This is a genomic window from Pseudomonas sp. ANT_H4 (assembly GCF_008369295.1).
GTDB lineage: Bacteria > Pseudomonadota > Gammaproteobacteria > Pseudomonadales > Pseudomonadaceae > Aquipseudomonas.
Genome location: NZ_VOBG01000009.1, coordinates 92,751 through 108,761, shown reverse-complemented (window position 1 = coordinate 108,761; position 16,011 = coordinate 92,751). Strand labels below are relative to the sequence as shown.

At 51.2% G+C, this 16,011-nt stretch carries 10 protein-coding genes; 4 read left to right on the top strand and 6 right to left on the bottom strand.

Annotated elements, in window-relative coordinates; translation table 11 throughout:
• Nucleotides 1-43 precede the first annotated feature (43 nt).
• Together FQ182_RS14040 and FQ182_RS14035 are read right to left on the bottom strand one after the other, a co-directional pair.
• Nucleotides 44-742, bottom strand: a complete 699-nt coding sequence (locus tag FQ182_RS14040) for an RES family NAD+ phosphorylase (protein WP_149415292.1) — start codon at nt 740-742, stop codon at nt 44-46.
• Nucleotides 736-1,131, bottom strand: a complete 396-nt coding sequence (locus FQ182_RS14035; RefSeq protein WP_149415290.1) for an antitoxin Xre-like helix-turn-helix domain-containing protein — start codon at nt 1,129-1,131, stop codon at nt 736-738. The genes FQ182_RS14040 and FQ182_RS14035 overlap by 7 nt, the downstream gene beginning before the upstream one ends.
• An 899-nt stretch (nt 1,132-2,030) precedes the next feature.
• On the opposite strand from FQ182_RS14035, the gene FQ182_RS14030 reads away from it, so the two are divergent.
• The gene (locus FQ182_RS14030; RefSeq protein ID WP_149415291.1) at nt 2,031-2,240 is read left to right on the top strand and encodes a hypothetical protein; all 210 of its coding nucleotides are present in this window, start codon (nt 2,031-2,033) and stop codon (nt 2,238-2,240) included.
• 303 nt (nt 2,241-2,543) lie between these two features.
• Here FQ182_RS14030 and FQ182_RS14025 read toward each other — a convergent pair whose 3' ends face one another.
• The 4 genes from FQ182_RS14025 to FQ182_RS30270 all read right to left on the bottom strand — a co-directional run bounded on the left by FQ182_RS14025 (nt 2,544) and on the right by FQ182_RS30270 (nt 8,858).
• Complete coding sequence (locus FQ182_RS14025; protein WP_149415238.1) at nt 2,544-3,650, bottom strand: hypothetical protein; 1,107 nt, start codon at nt 3,648-3,650, stop codon at nt 2,544-2,546.
• A 355-nt stretch (nt 3,651-4,005) separates the two neighbouring features.
• A complete protein-coding gene (locus FQ182_RS14020) occupies nt 4,006-7,233 on the bottom strand; it encodes a hypothetical protein (RefSeq protein WP_149494000.1) in 3,228 nt (1,075 codons plus the stop codon).
• Nucleotides 7,234-7,515: 282 nt separating this feature from the next.
• Nucleotides 7,516-8,115 carry a hypothetical protein gene (locus tag FQ182_RS14015; RefSeq protein WP_256666410.1) on the bottom strand — a complete coding sequence of 200 codons (600 nt, stop codon included), beginning with the start codon at nt 8,113-8,115 and terminating at the stop codon, nt 7,516-7,518.
• A 551-nt stretch (nt 8,116-8,666) separates the two neighbouring features.
• Nucleotides 8,667-8,858, bottom strand: coding sequence for an AbrB/MazE/SpoVT family DNA-binding domain-containing protein (locus FQ182_RS30270; protein WP_149415236.1), 192 nt, complete (start codon nt 8,856-8,858; stop codon nt 8,667-8,669).
• Nucleotides 8,859-9,554: 696 nt separating this feature from the next.
• Here FQ182_RS30270 and FQ182_RS14005 point away from each other — a divergent pair.
• The 3 genes from FQ182_RS14005 to FQ182_RS13995 are packed head-to-tail and all read left to right on the top strand — an operon-like array spanning nt 9,555 to nt 15,716.
• Nucleotides 9,555-11,036: a TolC family protein gene (locus tag FQ182_RS14005; protein ID WP_218575095.1), complete on the top strand. Its 1,482-nt coding sequence runs from the start codon at nt 9,555-9,557 to the stop codon at nt 11,034-11,036.
• Entirely contained in the window at nt 11,029-12,576 is a 1,548-nt protein-coding gene (locus FQ182_RS14000) for an efflux RND transporter periplasmic adaptor subunit (protein ID WP_149415235.1), read from the top strand. Before FQ182_RS14005 ends, FQ182_RS14000 begins: the two co-directional genes overlap by 8 nt.
• Nucleotides 12,573-15,716: an efflux RND transporter permease subunit gene (locus FQ182_RS13995; protein WP_149493999.1), complete on the top strand. Its 3,144-nt coding sequence runs from the start codon at nt 12,573-12,575 to the stop codon at nt 15,714-15,716. The genes FQ182_RS14000 and FQ182_RS13995 overlap by 4 nt, the downstream gene beginning before the upstream one ends.
• Nucleotides 15,717-16,011: the final 295 nt, after the last annotated feature.

The window sequence follows — 16,011 nt, the reverse complement described above, 5'->3', positions numbered from 1 at the left end:
CGCACGGATCAGCTGATCGTCCCTAATTGGCGCGTGGGGATTCCTACCCCGACAGTTTCTGGAGCTTGTTGATGCTAGTGATTGCCCCATTCCAGACCATTTCGAAGTGGGCCGTCTGGATGATTGAGGTCACTACGCTTGGGGTAGGCAATGCCCAGCAGATTTGCCCTGGTGCGCGCACAGAGTTGTACCTTAACCCAGCACACTTAGCCCTTTTGGCCTCTCGGCCAAGCAACTGTGACGATCCGTAATCGTCGGGGTGGTAGATCGGGTCATTCAGCGCAATACCCGTAGCATCGTGCATGCCTGCATCAGTGAAGCTGCAACTCAATCCACGAAACACAAAACGCTCGAAGCGTAGCGCCGGCACCTTAGACCAATAGTGGGACTGGTGGTGGCTAACCTCAGCTACAGCCGTGTCCATTTCATTCGCCACATACAAAACACCGAACCGACCGTCACTAAACCGAGAGCCGTCAGGATTGATGTGAGTGAATGGAGCCGTGGCATAGGAGCAGCCATTAATGCCGAAAGGAATCTCGGCTCGCGGGATCAGCTCTACCCTCCCGACCTCGTTTAGGATTCGAGGATTGGTTCGCGCTTGGGCCTGAAACAGGATTTCGAAGTCTTGGGCGTTTGCCACGTCATCGAACAGTGCGATGGGTGGGAACTTCGAATTGACTAGCCTGTAGCCCCTCACGTCCTCACCGGCCGACACTGGAAGGGCAGATAGGTTCACCAGCCACCCCCACGCAGAGCGTCAATCCGCTTGAATGTCTCCATCAGGGAAAGGAAGTCGCCCTGAGCCATGATTTCAAGCGGTTTACGGCCATTGAAGAAGTCGTTGTGGTTTTCCATATTTGGGAACCCATAGACGTTATCAGGGTTATCGAATACAAGCCGCAGTGCTGCATGGCAGTTCAAGACGATGCTTGCTCGGTCGAGTTGATCGCTGTCGAGTTCAACGCCTTTGCCTTGTTGTGCTCGGGTAATGGTGCTGCGTGACACGCGCAGGATATTGCAGGATTGATCCGTTGAGGCGTCCCACTTCATCAGGATGTTGAGCGCAGTGCTCAACACCACGCGGGCCTGATCCTTGTTAACGGCTGTAGCTTTGAGTGGGATTCTCATGACTGCAATTCCTGTCGCGTCTATAGATTTAATTATGGTTAATTTGAGTCTATAGAATCAATGGCGTTTGGCAAGTTCCTTGCAAAACGCCGGAAGTCTCCGCCACCTATTCTCGGAAGCGAGGATTGCGCCATGACTGACGCCGCCCTGGTTGACGAATGGTTCTACTGGTACCACAACGCCAAATTTTTCAAGCTTAAAAATTTTTGATCCTAATACCTCTGAGGGAATCTTCCGCTGAAGGATGAATTGCCCTGGCGTCCATGGTCTCCATGGCCATCGAAGTGGACTACCCGGCTCCGATAGGCGTCCCCCGGCCTATGGTTGCCAAGCGCTCGAAAATCCCTGAAATCAGGGCGCCGGAATCTGAAACAACGCTATTAGGCTCCCGAACCAGCTGCTAGCATCAAGCACACCATCCGCCACAAACCTGCCATTGGCTTCCATGAAGCTCTCTAAACGCCAACCCCAAGCATTGATCGTTGCCCAGTTCGAAGCAGAAGCTCGAAGGCTGGCCGGAGGCATTTCAGAAACTGAACGCAGGTTCCTCAGAGTCGCACTGGAAAAAGGCAAAGAATTGGAGCCGGCAGGTCGCTTAGCATGGCCTTCTGCTTGAGATAGAAATCAATCTTTCCCCGTGGTTGAGCTCGACTTAGAGCTTTCATCACAGAACAGCGGCTCAGCTGCTCAGCTGCTAACCAGCAGCCCAATGCCGGATGTAACGTCTATTGCTCGGATGAGGTGCTTCCGAGAATTTTCCCGTGAAACATCAATCAAAGCGGTTGGTAGGCAGCGAAAATACGGCCAAAAGCGGTCATTCATTCTCGGGTTGCTAGCGGCTTGACAGCGAAATTTTGCAGTGGACGAGTACATAGCTAAAATCAAGCATCTCATGTCTATTGAAAGTAGCCGCCAATATCAATAAGGTGATTCTGCAACAATCAACATCAACATCAACATCAACATCAAGGAGAGATATTATGGCGCTTAAACCAGGCCCTAAGCCAATTGCTAAATCAACCGGCGAAGTTGATAAACGTCGTCGTGACAATAAAGACACGCAAGGAAATAATCCCGACTTGAAGCCTAGCAAGTCCTCAAAAAAATAGGTTGTCGCTGACAGAAGCTACTGTAATGGTAGCTTTTGTCTTTAGAGCTTGTTGGGGATGAATGCATAGCCTGTGATTCCGCTTTATCTGACGATCATTACCCGTTCTATGAGCGCTATAACTACATATCAAATATCATCATTGCGGCATAGCTTGAGACCTACCTATTGGCCAACTGCAGTAACCGAAGACGATCCTCCGCCAGAATTCTCTGCACGTTCTCCAGACTTCTATGGTCCGCGCGCTGCTTAAAGGCTTCTTCCTGCAAGCTCCCTGAAAAACCCGCCATACGCTTGTGCCCGATCAAACCAGCCAGCCAGTCAAGTCGTTATTAAAGAATGGGTACGCTCGATGTGAACCGAGATGAACCGCCACTGCGCGCAACTCAGTCAGGCAAATAACATCCACCAAATCCTCATCAAAGGTGATCAAGTAATCCAGACAGAAATCTACACCATCTAAGTGCTGAGGATTGGACAGCGACTCGATGATCCTCAGTATGTACAAGTCCCAGGCGCAGTTATTGATGATGCGGAGTGGGTCTTTTTTGTCCAGCACCGAGTTTAGTTTCTCGGAAAGCTTTGTTCTCTTGGTATGGAAGAGAATATCGGCACATACAATCAGCTCACGCATCATGAAGATACGCAGCTCATCGTGCATGAAGCTGAGTAGCGCCTCCATTTTCGCCTCCGGTGACGCTGAAGAGCTGCACTCGATAATCTTGGCACGTAGAATCATGCATTCGGCGGCCGCAGCCTGCTGGGCAATGGCGACGCTCAACCCAGCCTCCAGACTGCGCGAAAATCCGTCGATCCATTCCTCGGCGAACGCCTCGGCATGCTCTTGGTAAAGGGTGCGAAACCGCTCTCCCCACCCCTCACTCAATGGGGCTTCATCGAGCGACAGCGCGTGCACAGCAGCAACCGTTTCTTTGCAAAACTGCCGGGTTTCGGGTGACCACTTTTTCTGCGCTTCACCCAGGTATATGTATGAATTCAGCCTCGCGAGATCATCCACGGAGAACGTCCGTTGCAGGTCCGCGCGCACAGCGTCGAGTTCAGGAGAAATACGCTCCGCATACGACAGTTTGCGAATGTAGCTGGCCGCATTCGAATCCAGAAAAAGCGAGCCACCCAGCATGTAGTTCACCTGTGTTCTGGACAAAGCGAAGGCTTTGTCCAGAATCCAAACAGACCTACCGCGCAGCATGGTCGAAACGAAACCTTTTTTGGAAAACTGCTCCCGAGCCAAGTCAAAGGGCCCACCGGCTTCAGCCGCCGCGTACATGATGCGCCATTCACCTAGCAGCTCAACATGATCCTGAAAGCGTTCCAGCGCTTCCTTCGGGTTATCTGCGGAACATACGTAGTGCAGCGCCTGTTGGATCTCAAACTCAGCGTATTCCTTCATCAATACCTCATCTATCCTTAGCCTAAAATCTGCTGTGGAATCAAGAATATCTTTGCATCCGAGAGGCTGCCGTTATGACAGGCGCGACGATTACACAACCACAGCGCAATAGTGGCATCAGAGAAGTCCAAGGCAAGCTGCATGTCAGACTCTGCAGCATACTTAAATTACGACCGGGCGCAGATACAGCCTCGCCAACGTGATCAGCACCGTCAGCCCTCATAACAGCTGGCCGCTTTTCAGCCAGAAGCGGATGCTCGGACCAATCTGACTGCAGCCGAATGCGTCGTTCGTCGCAAATGCACAAAGCTCCCCAGGCGCCGTTGATGGGACGCCTGGGGCAGGTGACCAACCCTTATCTGGCTTCAAATGAACGAATCTTCGCCAACGCACGGCTGATTGGAGGATTTTCCATGCCTACCGGAATAAGGATATCGTCGTTAGGCTTGATAGCCGAAATCTCCTGGTCGTTTTCACCGATCTCCCAGGCATGCATGACAACAACCCCAGAAGTTAATAAATGGTTAACCATCTTCCCTTCTGCATTCACCGTAGCAACATGACACTTTTTGTGCACCTCGTAATCTTTCAAAAATCTGTCAATATTTACAGAAGAGTTTGGCATCATAGTATGAATTCTAGAAAGAGCCGTTTGGACTTTCGAAACCCCATCATCAGACCGATCCATATTGCTTGTAACAGCCACACGATAATGCGCAGGATTCTGCCTGCTAATAGCGAGTATCAATGCGATGCGCAAAGTGTTACTGGGATCCTTATCCCCGATAGTTATTGCGATATTCTCGAATATTTTAGTCCCAACAGCGAGGTGCTCGAAGCCAAATATCAACAAAGGAATTTCCCCTTCGCATGTTTGAAAGCCTAAGCCCTTCCAGCCGGCTTGATCCCACAGACTCGCCTGAATGAGAGAAACGACTTTAAGCTCTCTATGTTTTATTGTTGAAAACTGAAACGGATGTTTTGGACGCTCCTCGCGCACATTCGATTTAGGGCGCCAATCCATAGGTTCAATGTTGTTATATTCAAACCAAGTCACGCGCCGAGTTGGCTTGTGCAATTCGAGGGACGCATCCTGATGAGACGCAATCCCTGGAACAGCACCACGCCCCATGAAATAGCCGTCTAAGCCTATATTGCAATTAAAGATAACTGCGCGCTCTAGGGCTTTATCGTCTCGAAGCATTTCCTCCAGTTTCGACCAGCCAATTTGCGGGCAAATAATGGAGACAAAGTGAAGACAGAATTCACTATAAAATTGCTGGATCGAACTTCTTTGCTCATCAGTTAAATTCGCGACACTGAATGGCGAGCAGAGGATCTCAGCAGAAGTCACCTGTGCAGCGGTATCGAATCTGTGCTGGAGCATGAAGTCATCCTCATCTTCCAATGAGATATCAATATTCACGGCAGGCAATGTAGCCGCTGCATGGTCTGACATCATCGGTGCGCAGAAGCTTTCCAGTACAGCCAGCAATTGCTGCGCCAGCTCAATGCAGGGGGACTTCACTGGGAAGGAAATAGATACCTTACAACCCAGAATGTAGGAGCTTATGGTCGTCCAGCGGTCTAGATAGAGGTCGAGCGGAGCCACCGGGGCTCCCATATCAATGCTGCGCCACATGTTCATAAATTGAAGGTCAATTGGCTCACCCTCAGGCCCCGCTTTATCTTCATGGCCCAAGCAAACCAATAGCGCGTCAGCACTGAGCCCTAGATCCATTTGATTCAATTTATCCGGCAGCCACGCCAGTCTCTCAATATCTGAAAAATCGGCATTGAGAAATAGCTTACCAATCAAACATTCATAATTGATCTTTTGACTATCTGTCCAAAGCTTTTCATCCAGCATTGGCGAGATGAGGTGAGCCAGGTGATACCAAGTCAGCGACTGGCCCAAGCGACCTAGCTGACCTTCAATCCACATGAGTCGTTGGTAAATAGCGGCTTGCTTGTCACTGCTTCTTTGTTCCTTCAACGCATCAGCGGTAACAAGGTAAGCTGCCATCATAGCTGCTCCTCGCGCAGCCCAGAGCAGCCCCTGTTTCTCGTACGCATGGGACAGCATATAAAGGGCAGAGAACATTTCCCCCTTGCTTTCACTGCTATACAGCCCATAGAGGGACAATCCGAAGCACTTGATCGCCCTGTAGTAATCCTTTTTGTCGCTGCTCAGCGCTCCGCGCCTCAGGTACTTATCTGCCTTTATCCGGCTGTTTTCCCGTGCACCGGCATCGTCAATGACCTTATCCATCAGATCCTCGTAGGCCTTGAGATCTCCAAAGGCCATATCGAGAGCTTCCAACAAATTGACGAGGCCAGCCATAGGATAACCAATCAGCTTATGGGCGCTGTCGACTATAGTGCTCAGGGTGTTAAAGGTAGTGTTGACTTGATCCTCACTTTCAGCCGTCAACAGGTCTAAAAGCGCCAAAGAAGTCTTGGCTTGCAATGCGCCGCTAATCATATCCGCGTCTTCGGCTATCGAGTTCAACTTCTCTCGAATGGTAGCCTCCAGGGAAACCACATCGAGGGTGCACTTGCCGTCTCGATGAGTGGTGACCACTAGATTGAACAACGTTACGACTTTCTCCCATACCTCAACGTTGTCGGTCTCTTGGGCCACGCCAAGTGCCTTCTCAAAGGTTTCCTCAAAGAGTTCGGCATTTCCCAGCCACCAGTACGCGGCCCATGTCAGCTGATAAAGGGCATCAAAATGCTGTCTCGGGGTGCCAAATTTTTTCGCTGTCCGTACGGCGATATCGAACTGATGCTGTACAGCAGTGGCATCCCGCTCAAGCTCTTTGTACATGATGGCACGCTTGGTGTAGAGGTCGACCTGGGAGATGGTCAAACGGCCTGGATCTTCAACTTGGTCGATCTGGCGTTCGATCTCTGCTAGTTGGATCTGCTTGTCAGCGTCGAATGGGCCGATCTGAATTTTGCTCTCAATGCTGCCTGTAAGTCCTAGGTGATCAATAGCAAGGTGCTGATTCTTGGGCTGCAGCGTTTTATCAAGCAGCCATGTTCGATCGAGGATAGTGACCTTGACGTCATACTTTTCGGAAAGCTCGTCTTGGAGCTCTGCTCTGGAGCTGTTTTTGATGAAACGACTGGTGACACAGAAGATTTGGACGTAGCCACGACCTGTCGACATGATGCTCTCGACATCCTTTCTGCATTTCGCCCTCCAATCTTTCTGAGTACTGACACCGAATGCCCATCGCTCGGACTCCGGGGCCTCGTTTAGCCCCCAGAAGAAGGCGATCTGGTTGGCGACAGGGTAAGTTTCTGTGTCGGTTTTGCCGTCGCCACCTGCTGTTGGCCCGGTCTGGGGAACCAGGTTGGGGCAGATTTCTCGCTCGCAAAGCTTCCGTATGAATATCTCGAACTGAAGCTCTTGGCTTCGATTGTTCAGAGTCTCGAAGTGGTACTCCAGCATGGAGCGGTCGATGGTCGATTCTTGTAGCTTTACAGAGTCCGAGAACTGCTCCGGACGTCTCGCTCGCAGGAAGTCTTGCGGCTTAGGGCCAGCGATCTTGGCAGCCGACTGTTCCTTTTCCATCACCCACTCCTGAAATGATCAATGGCATCGCCCCGCTACGATCAACGCCTTGGCCTTGAGTCAACGCAGGCTCGACGTCATCGTGATGGTGTGCGGTTCACGATGCTGGGGAACGTCTGCGCAGGTGAGCGGACGATCGTTTACACCAGCCATCGGCATCGAGGCTGATGGCTAGCTCGAATTTATGGGGCCGACCTCTCTGGCTGCCAAAAATTGCAGCTGAAGTTATTCAGGCCTCCGCCATAGACGCTAGGCCTAACCTCGAACACCTCAGGCACAGCATCACCGTCGCCGCCCGTACGGAAGAACTCCCTCATAGAGAAGAGCGCCTGCACATTCTTCGTACAGTCGATCTTTGAGACCCCTCACGATCTTGGCGGCGCTGGGTTTGCGCTTGGGCAGCAGCAGGGCATAGCTGGGCTGAGGGGAAAAATCGTAGACGAAAGTCAGTTGCCCGTGCTTCCAGTCCGCAGACGGTGACGCTCGCCAGCGGAACGGCACTTGCACTGATAGCCGCTTGCTGAGATGGAAAGGCGGCCTGATCTGATCATCAATGAAGAACAGCTCCACCTCTTGGCGCTCAGTTTCGAGCCGCCCTTTCATTTGTTGCACGGCGTGAATGAGGTCACTGCCAGCATGCAGCGCATCTTGCCGAGTGAGTTCGCGCTTCGCATGGGCCTTGGCCTTGCTGTACTCAGCGATAGCTTGTTGGAATCCATGGAGCTTGGTAGCCACGTAGGGCCCACAGTTACTGAGACCAAGGTCATGAATCGGCCCTACGCGCTCTTCATCTAGGCACTTGTGTACTGCTGCCCGAAGCACCGTCTCGTCGACGTCGCTGATTGCAGCTTGCTGATCGCTGGGCGAGTTAATGTACGACATAACCAAAACTATCCTTGTGTAATGGTAGACTACCGCCTCATCTCAGCCACTGGCAAGCCTACGCCCGCGCCTATGAGAGATTGATTGTCCCATTGCGATAGCAGGAAGCTCTTGAGGTTAATCGGGCGATGCTGTCACAAATACTCAGATAGGCGCAATGCCCGCAGTGCCGACCTCTGGAGGCAGACCGATCACCTGGTCGGTAGCGGCCCATAGTGAAAGAACGGAATCGACCAATGAACTTTGGCAGGTGCCGTGATTTAGCCCGAGATGGGGTAGATGGTGTTCAAATACCATATCGAGTTTCAGCGTGCTTACTGGGCTGTAGAGGCGCTCGCACACGCTGTTCAGGAGGCAGGCGACAGCCTGTATCTCTACTGAAATTAGCGAGTTTATGAAAATAAGAAAACTTGGCTAATTTCGGTATACATGACTCATGCAACGCAAAATTCATCTCGCTTCAGCAGCGACTATCAGGGCAGAGGCGAGAGTCATTACATAACCTGAACTACCGCCACCAGGCCGAAAGCGGATGCAGCCAGCAGTCCGCCCTAGGAGGGGGCGTTCACTGCTCGCTGTTTGAGCTTTAGGGAAATGCCATCCTCCCCCTTCTCAATTGCCAGTTCATCTCCCAAAGTCCAACCAAGCTTCTCAAGTAGCTCGGATGGAAGCTCAACGATAACGTCTCCGCTGCCGTCTCCTGGATCTTGGCAGACAACTCGCCAGCTATCAGGTGTGTCCATAACGTCACCCTCACCAAAAGAAAGCTTAAGTATGGCAGTTTCATCTCGGGAAGCAGTCGATCTAGCACCGCACAGCGTATCAGCTCTAACCAGCAAGCCATATCAATTTTCCGGCCCCTACACTATTCCCTGTAGAGTTTGAAAAGCGGTATTTATTGAGCCAAGTGTCTAGGGAATCGGGGGCGATTCAACTACGTGCCTATGTCTTCACTTTAAATCATACTGCCTTACAGCTTACTTAAGCAATAATTTCATTTCTGTAATGCTAGGCATGAGTCCCTCAAGTCACACCAACTGCAAAATATGTGCAACCCGTGTTTCGCCACCTTAAAAACCGTACAGCTAACGACCAGCCTGAATCAGAAACTTTCCGATCGATCGCATTCATCGATGTCATATCGACTTGCAATTTAATAGTTTTTTGAGCGGGGAGTTGTTTTAGCTTCATCAAAGAAGTCCATTTCGAATGGGTCACTCGCAGCGATGGTAATGATTGACTTAGCACATTATAGATGCCTGTAAATTGATCTAGATCAACATAAGGCGCGTCTCAATCATTTATTTCAGCCTGCTAACACGCAGATTACATTTCTGTAAGCTTTGTGTTTTTTTGATTGACTACCTTCATACTCCCATAAAGCAGTACTTTTACTGCAGAGATATATTTTTCAGCTTCATATTTACAGTTCATCATTAATGACCAAAGAAATTATTTCAGAAAGTGGTATCAACCAGCGAAATCGGTATTTACATATTCCAACTCAGGGGCTAGTAATGATAAACACGGGCGTCACAAGAATTACTGCTTTGCTCTGCCTTGCAGTAGCCGGTTTTCCGCTGGTGTCTCTGGCAGAGCCAGCAGACCTCTCGTTACCGACCCTTAACGGCAGTAGCTCAGTTCAGATAAATACAAAGATCACTGGGCCGCTTACCCTCGAGCAGGCGCTGACGGTTGCCCTAGCAAGCAACCCAAATTTAGAAAAGATCAATGCGCTAGCACTGGCGCTAGCTGAAGTACCTTCTCAGGTAGGAACACTACCGGACCCCATGCTGTCTTTAAATGCACTGAATGTTCCGGTTGATACGTATTCATTCTCGCAGGAGGGCATGACGCAGACCCAGATAGGCATCAGCTTTGAATTGCCTTTTCCCGGAAAATTAGCGCTGCGTGAGCAGGCGGCTAGCTTTATCGCCAAGGCCGCAGCATTTGATGTTGACGAAAAGCGTCTAGTACTAACCAAAAACGTACAGTTAAATTGGTGGAATTTAGCTTTTCTGGATCGTGCCATCTCCATTGTGAAGCGCAATCAGGTGCTGCTGCGGCAGCTTATTAAAATTGCCGAAGTCAAATATAAAACAGGCAAAGGTTTGCAGGCGGATGTTTTGCTTGCACAGGTAGAACTGTCCAAACTGCTGGATATCGAAATCAGCTTGAGAGCAACGCGGCAAACACAGGCCGCGATGCTGAACGCCTTACTTGATCGCCCGGCAGCGTCCCAGGTTATTTTGCCAACGCAGGTCGATGAACGTCTGCCAGTCATTCCAGATATTGCGTCATTTCGTCAGGTAGCGCTGGATACTCGCCCCGTGCTTTCTGCTCAGCGCAGTGCGATAGAGGCTTCGCGCAGTCGTGTGGCGTTGGCACATAAAGATTATTACCCAGATTTCAAGCTGGGTGCAGCTTATGGCTTTCGTGACGGTATTAACCAAGATGGTAGTCAGCGCGCGGATATGGCCAGCGTTATGTTAAGCATGACTCTGCCTATTTTTACAGATACCAAGCAGGACCGGGCACTGGCGCAGCGGAACGTCGAGGTCATTAAAGAAGAATATGAACTGCAAGATCGCACCTTACAAGTGGATGTGGAAATTGAACAGGCGCTGGCCGAATACCGCGGCAGTCATGAGCAGGCGTCATTATTCAAGACCGGCATCATTCCTCAGGCACAACAAACAACCGCATCGATGCTTGCCGCTTACCAAGTCAGTAAAATGGACTTCTTAAATCTCATTCGCGCCCAAATCACACTCTACAACTATGAAACGCAGTACTGGAAAGCACTAACTTCGGGTTGGCAAGCATGGGCAAGGCTGGAAGCGGCTGTCGGAACGACTATTCCCAAGTCGATGCAGCGCGGTATCACTATAAATAATTATAAGGAGAGCCCTCATGAGTAAGAGCATCATCGCAACGGCAGTCGCAGCCTTGTTAATCGGTGGTGGCGCTGGTTATTGGGCGGCCTTCAATAAAACACCTGATGCAACAACAGCGCAACCGAGCAGCGCTGAACACAAAGTGCTTTTTTATCGTAACCCAATGAATCCTACTATTACTTCTCCGCTGCCGGCTACGGATGAGATGGGCATGGATTATGTTCCTGTCTATGCACAAGACGCTCAGTCCAACGAGCGCAAAGCCCTATTCTATCGAAGCCCAATGAACCCAAACATTACATCCCCCGTCCCGACTAAGGACCAAATGGGTATGGATTATGTTCCCGTGTACCCGGAAGAAAATCTCGGGAACAGCGCGCCCGTAGGGACCGTAAAGATAGATCCAACAGTGGTACAGAACATTGGCGTGAGAACCGCGGAGGTCACACGCGAGACGTTGTCGCGCAGTATTCGCACAATTGGACGAGTAACCTATGACGAACAAAGGATAGCGCGTCTTCATCCGAAATATGATGGATGGGTCGAAAAACTGTTCATCAACAAAGTCGGTGAGCCGGTAAAAAAAGGCACCATGTTGCTATCGATTTATTCACCGCAACTGGTCGCCACACAGGAAGAGTATCTACTTGCGTTAAACAGCGTGGTCACATTAGGCAAAAGTCCTTTTGCCGATGTACGGGACGGCGCGAATAGCCTTTTGCGCTCTGCAAAGGAGCGTTTGCAACTTCTCGATGTTCCAGAGCATCAGATCAATCAAATCAAAGCCCAGCGTAAGGTCATGAAAGGTATGCATATCCAATCACCCTTTAATGGCATCGTGATGAACATCGGTGCACGCGAGGGTGAGCGCATCAGCCCTGAAACAGAACTGTACATGATTGCCGATCTGTCCAGAGTATGGGTGCTGGTGGATATCTATGAGGACGATATTCCATGGGTGCGTGAGGGCGACACTGCAAAGATGCAGGTAGCTGGCATACCTGGGCGCACTTTCACTGGCAAGGTGAGCTTTATCTACCCTTATCTAGAAGCCAAAACGCGCACTATCAAAGTCCGTCTAGAGTTTGACAATCAGAATCTTGCCCTGAAGCCGGACATGTTCGCCGATGTCGATATTCAAGCGGATAAGCAGATAGACGCTGTGGTGGTGCCTTCCGAAGCCATCGTACGGACAGGCACACAGGAGCAGGTATTCATTCAGCGTGCCCCTGGCCAATTCTCGCCGCGCAAAGTCACTGTCGGGGTTTCGGTTGCTGGCAATACGCAGATTGTCAGCGGCCTACAGGCCGGTGAGATCGTGGTGACGTCCAGCGTGTTCCTATTGGATTCCGAATCCAAACTCAAGGAAGCGACGGCAAAAATGATGGAAGTGAGCAGTCCGAATCAGCCGTCCACAACCAACGGGAAAGAGACAGGACAAATACAGCCGGAAACTGCACCGATGGAAACCCATCAGCCCGCCAGCAGCACAGACATGCCTAATCATCAGAATATGGACGGCATGGATATGCCTAACCATCAGGACATGGGTGATCAGCAATGATACATGCGCTGATTGATGCATCGATCAAGAACCGCTTCATGGTTCTTATTGCAATGCTACTGATAACGTTCGCCGGTTACCAGGCGATGAGATCCACGCCACTGGATGCCATTCCCGATCTTTCTGATGTGCAGGTCATCGTCTTTACCGGCTTCCCCGGCCAGGCACCACAGGTAGTGGAAGATCAGGTGACCTACCCGCTGACCACGGCGATGCTGTCCGTACCGAAAACCAAAGTAGTGCGTGGCTATTCGTTTTTTGGTTTTTCCATGGTCTATGTAATTTTCGAAGACGGCACCGACATGTATTGGGCCCGCACCCGTGTGCTCGAATATCTTAACTACGCCGCTGATCGCCTGCCCGCCAATGTGGCTCCCAAGTTGGGGCCAGATGCTACCGGTGTCGGCTGGGTCTACGAATACGCACTGGTGGATAAATCGGGCCGACATGATTTATCTCAACTGCGCTCCATCCAGGACTGGTATTTGCGTTATCCGCTACAGACTGTGGAAGGCGTCTCCGAAGTCGCTTCCATCGGTGGATATGTCAAGCAGTATCAAGTCGAAGTCAAGCCGGACGCACTGCGGGCCTACAACATTCCTCTCGCAAAGGTTAAGCAGGCGATTCAGCGCAGTAACAATGATGTGGGCGGTCGTCTAGTAGAAATGGGCGAAACTGAATATATGGTTCGCGCACGCGGCTACATCAAGAGCCTGCACGACCTGGAAGTAATACCCGTCGGCGTGGATACAAGTGGCACGCCGATTTATCTGAAGCAAGTGGCAAACATTCATATCGGTCCCGAACTGCGCCGGGGCCTGGTTGAACTCAATGGCGACGGCGAAGTAGCCGGCGGCATCGTTATTATGCGTTATGGCGAGAACGCCTTAGCCACTATTAAGGCTGTGCGCGAGAAACTGGACACACTCAAGAAAGGGCTGCCCGAAGGTGTCGAGATTGTTTCCGTATATGATCGCGGTGACTTGATAGAACGTGCGGTGGACAACCTCAAAGATAAGTTAATCGAGGAATTCATCGTTGTCGCAGTGATCTGCCTCGTCTTTTTGATGCACGCCAGAAGCGCGCTGGTGGCCATTATTACCCTGCCAGTCGGCATTTTGATCGCATTCATAGTCATGCGTTGGCAGGGTTTGTCCGCCAACATCATGTCGCTGGGTGGTATCGCCATTGCCATTGGCGCGATGATTGATGGTGCGATCGTTATGATTGAGAACGCTCACAAGCATCTTGAGCATCTCGGCGAAGCGGGCAACAACCCCGGCGCAAGATGGACGGCGATCGCTACAGCGTCCAAAGAAGTCGGCCCCGCCCTGTTCTTCTCGCTGTTGATTATTACCGTGTCGTTTCTGCCGGTATTCACCCTGCAGGCGCAGGAAGGGCGATTGTTCTCACCATTGGCCTTTACCAAAACCTATTCCATGGCCGCAGCAGCGTTGCTGGCTGTCACTCTGGTGCCGGTATTGATGGGGCTGCTGATTCGCGGGAAAATCCCAAGTGAAGATCGGAATCTGATCAATATCGGGCTGAAACGCTTGCACGGCCCGCTGCTAGGATTTGCCATTCGCTGGCGTGCAATGACGGTCTTGCTTGCACTGCTGATGTTGGCGGCGACAATTTATCCGGTTATGAAAACGGGATCGGAGTTCATGCCACCACTGGATGAGGGCGATGTATTGTACATGCCGAGCACTTATCCCGGCATTTCCATCACCAAGGCAAAGGAACTGTTGCAACAGACCGACAAGATCCTGGCGACCTTCCCCGAAGTTCACCATGTGTTCGGAAAAATTGGTCGAGCACAAAACGCTACCGATCCAGCCCCCTTAGCTATGATGGAAACAACCATCCGCCTGAAAGAAAAGTCGCTGTGGCCAAATCCTGAAAAAACTACAAAAGAGTTGATGCAGGAAATGGACAAGGCGATCAACTTTCCCGGTGTAGCAAATGCTTGGACTTACCCGATCAAAACCCGTAGCGACATGCTCTCTACCGGCATCAAAACACCAATCGGGGTCAAGGTCTCCGGCCCCGATCTAAATGTATTGGAGAAGGTCGCCGGTGAGATCGAGAGAACCTTGAAAAAGTTGCCAGATACATTGTCGGCATTCGCCGATAAAGCTGCTGGTGGGTACTATCTAGACTTTGATATCAAGCGCGAAGTGGCTGCCCGCTACGGTCTGACCGTGGGCGATGTGCAGGATGTGGTGCAATCTGCCATTGGCGGTATGAACGTGACCGAAACCGTCGAAGGACTGGAGCGCTACCCCGTTAACTTGCGATATCCGCGCGAGTTGCGCGATAACATGGAAGCTTTGAAACGGGTGCTGATTGCCACCCCGACAGGAGCGCAGATCCCCCTTTCCTTGGTAGCAGAACTGAGTCTTAAGCGCGGCCCTCCCTCGGTGAAAACGGAAAACGCCACCCCCAATGCTTGGGTTTATGTGGACATCAAGACCAGCGACATCGGCGGCTATGTGGTTGCTGCGAAAAAGCAGGTGGAAAGCACGATCAACATACCGGCTGGATACTCCTTGGTCTGGTCAGGCCAATTCGAATACATGGAGCGTGCTAACGCTCGCTTAAAAGTAGTTGTCCCGCTCACCCTGTTAACCATTTTCCTGCTGCTCTACTTCAATTTCCGCAACTTGACGGCGCCTACCGTGGTGATGCTATCCATTCCATTTGCCTTGATCGGCGGATTCTGGATGGTCTGGCTGCTCGGCTACAACATGTCGATAACGGTGGCGGTAGGCTTCATTGCGCTGGCCGGTGTTTCCGCTGAAATCGGTGTGTTGGTGATGACTTTTATCGATCAGGCCATCGCCAAGCTTCGTGCTGAAGGTAGTGGGTATTTAAGTGCCGCCGAAATCATGAGTGCCGTTTCTCTCGGTACCACGCAACGCGTGCGCCCCATTGCCATGACGGCGGTAGCCGTGATCGCTGGCCTGGTACCGATCATGTGGGGGGAAGGAACGGGCTCGGATGTCATGAAACGCATTGCAGCGCCCATGATCGGGGGCATGATCAGCGCAACTATTCTCTCGCTTTTGGTATTGCCTGTGATTTACGGCTGGGTACTCATCCTTCAGGAGACGCGGCGGAGCAAACTTTCCATTTAGTACAGGGGTGTTTCGGGCTTTCCACGTCTGCTATGTAATCAACGTATCCGTCGATGGAAGCCCAGAAACCAATAGTGCGCCCCGATGATCTGCTTCATCGGCTTGGCTGTCCGAGAGGCTGAGCATCAGCAGCAGACGGGAGACACTGAGTGCCTGTGTGACTCAATATTGATCGTTAACATCAGCCACGCTCCTTGGTGCTCTTCCACATTTGTAGAAACTGCTCGGCATCAACCGCGACGGTTATCTGTTGCGAGTGACGTTCCTCGCCGTTCGGGTAGATCCACGTACGCCA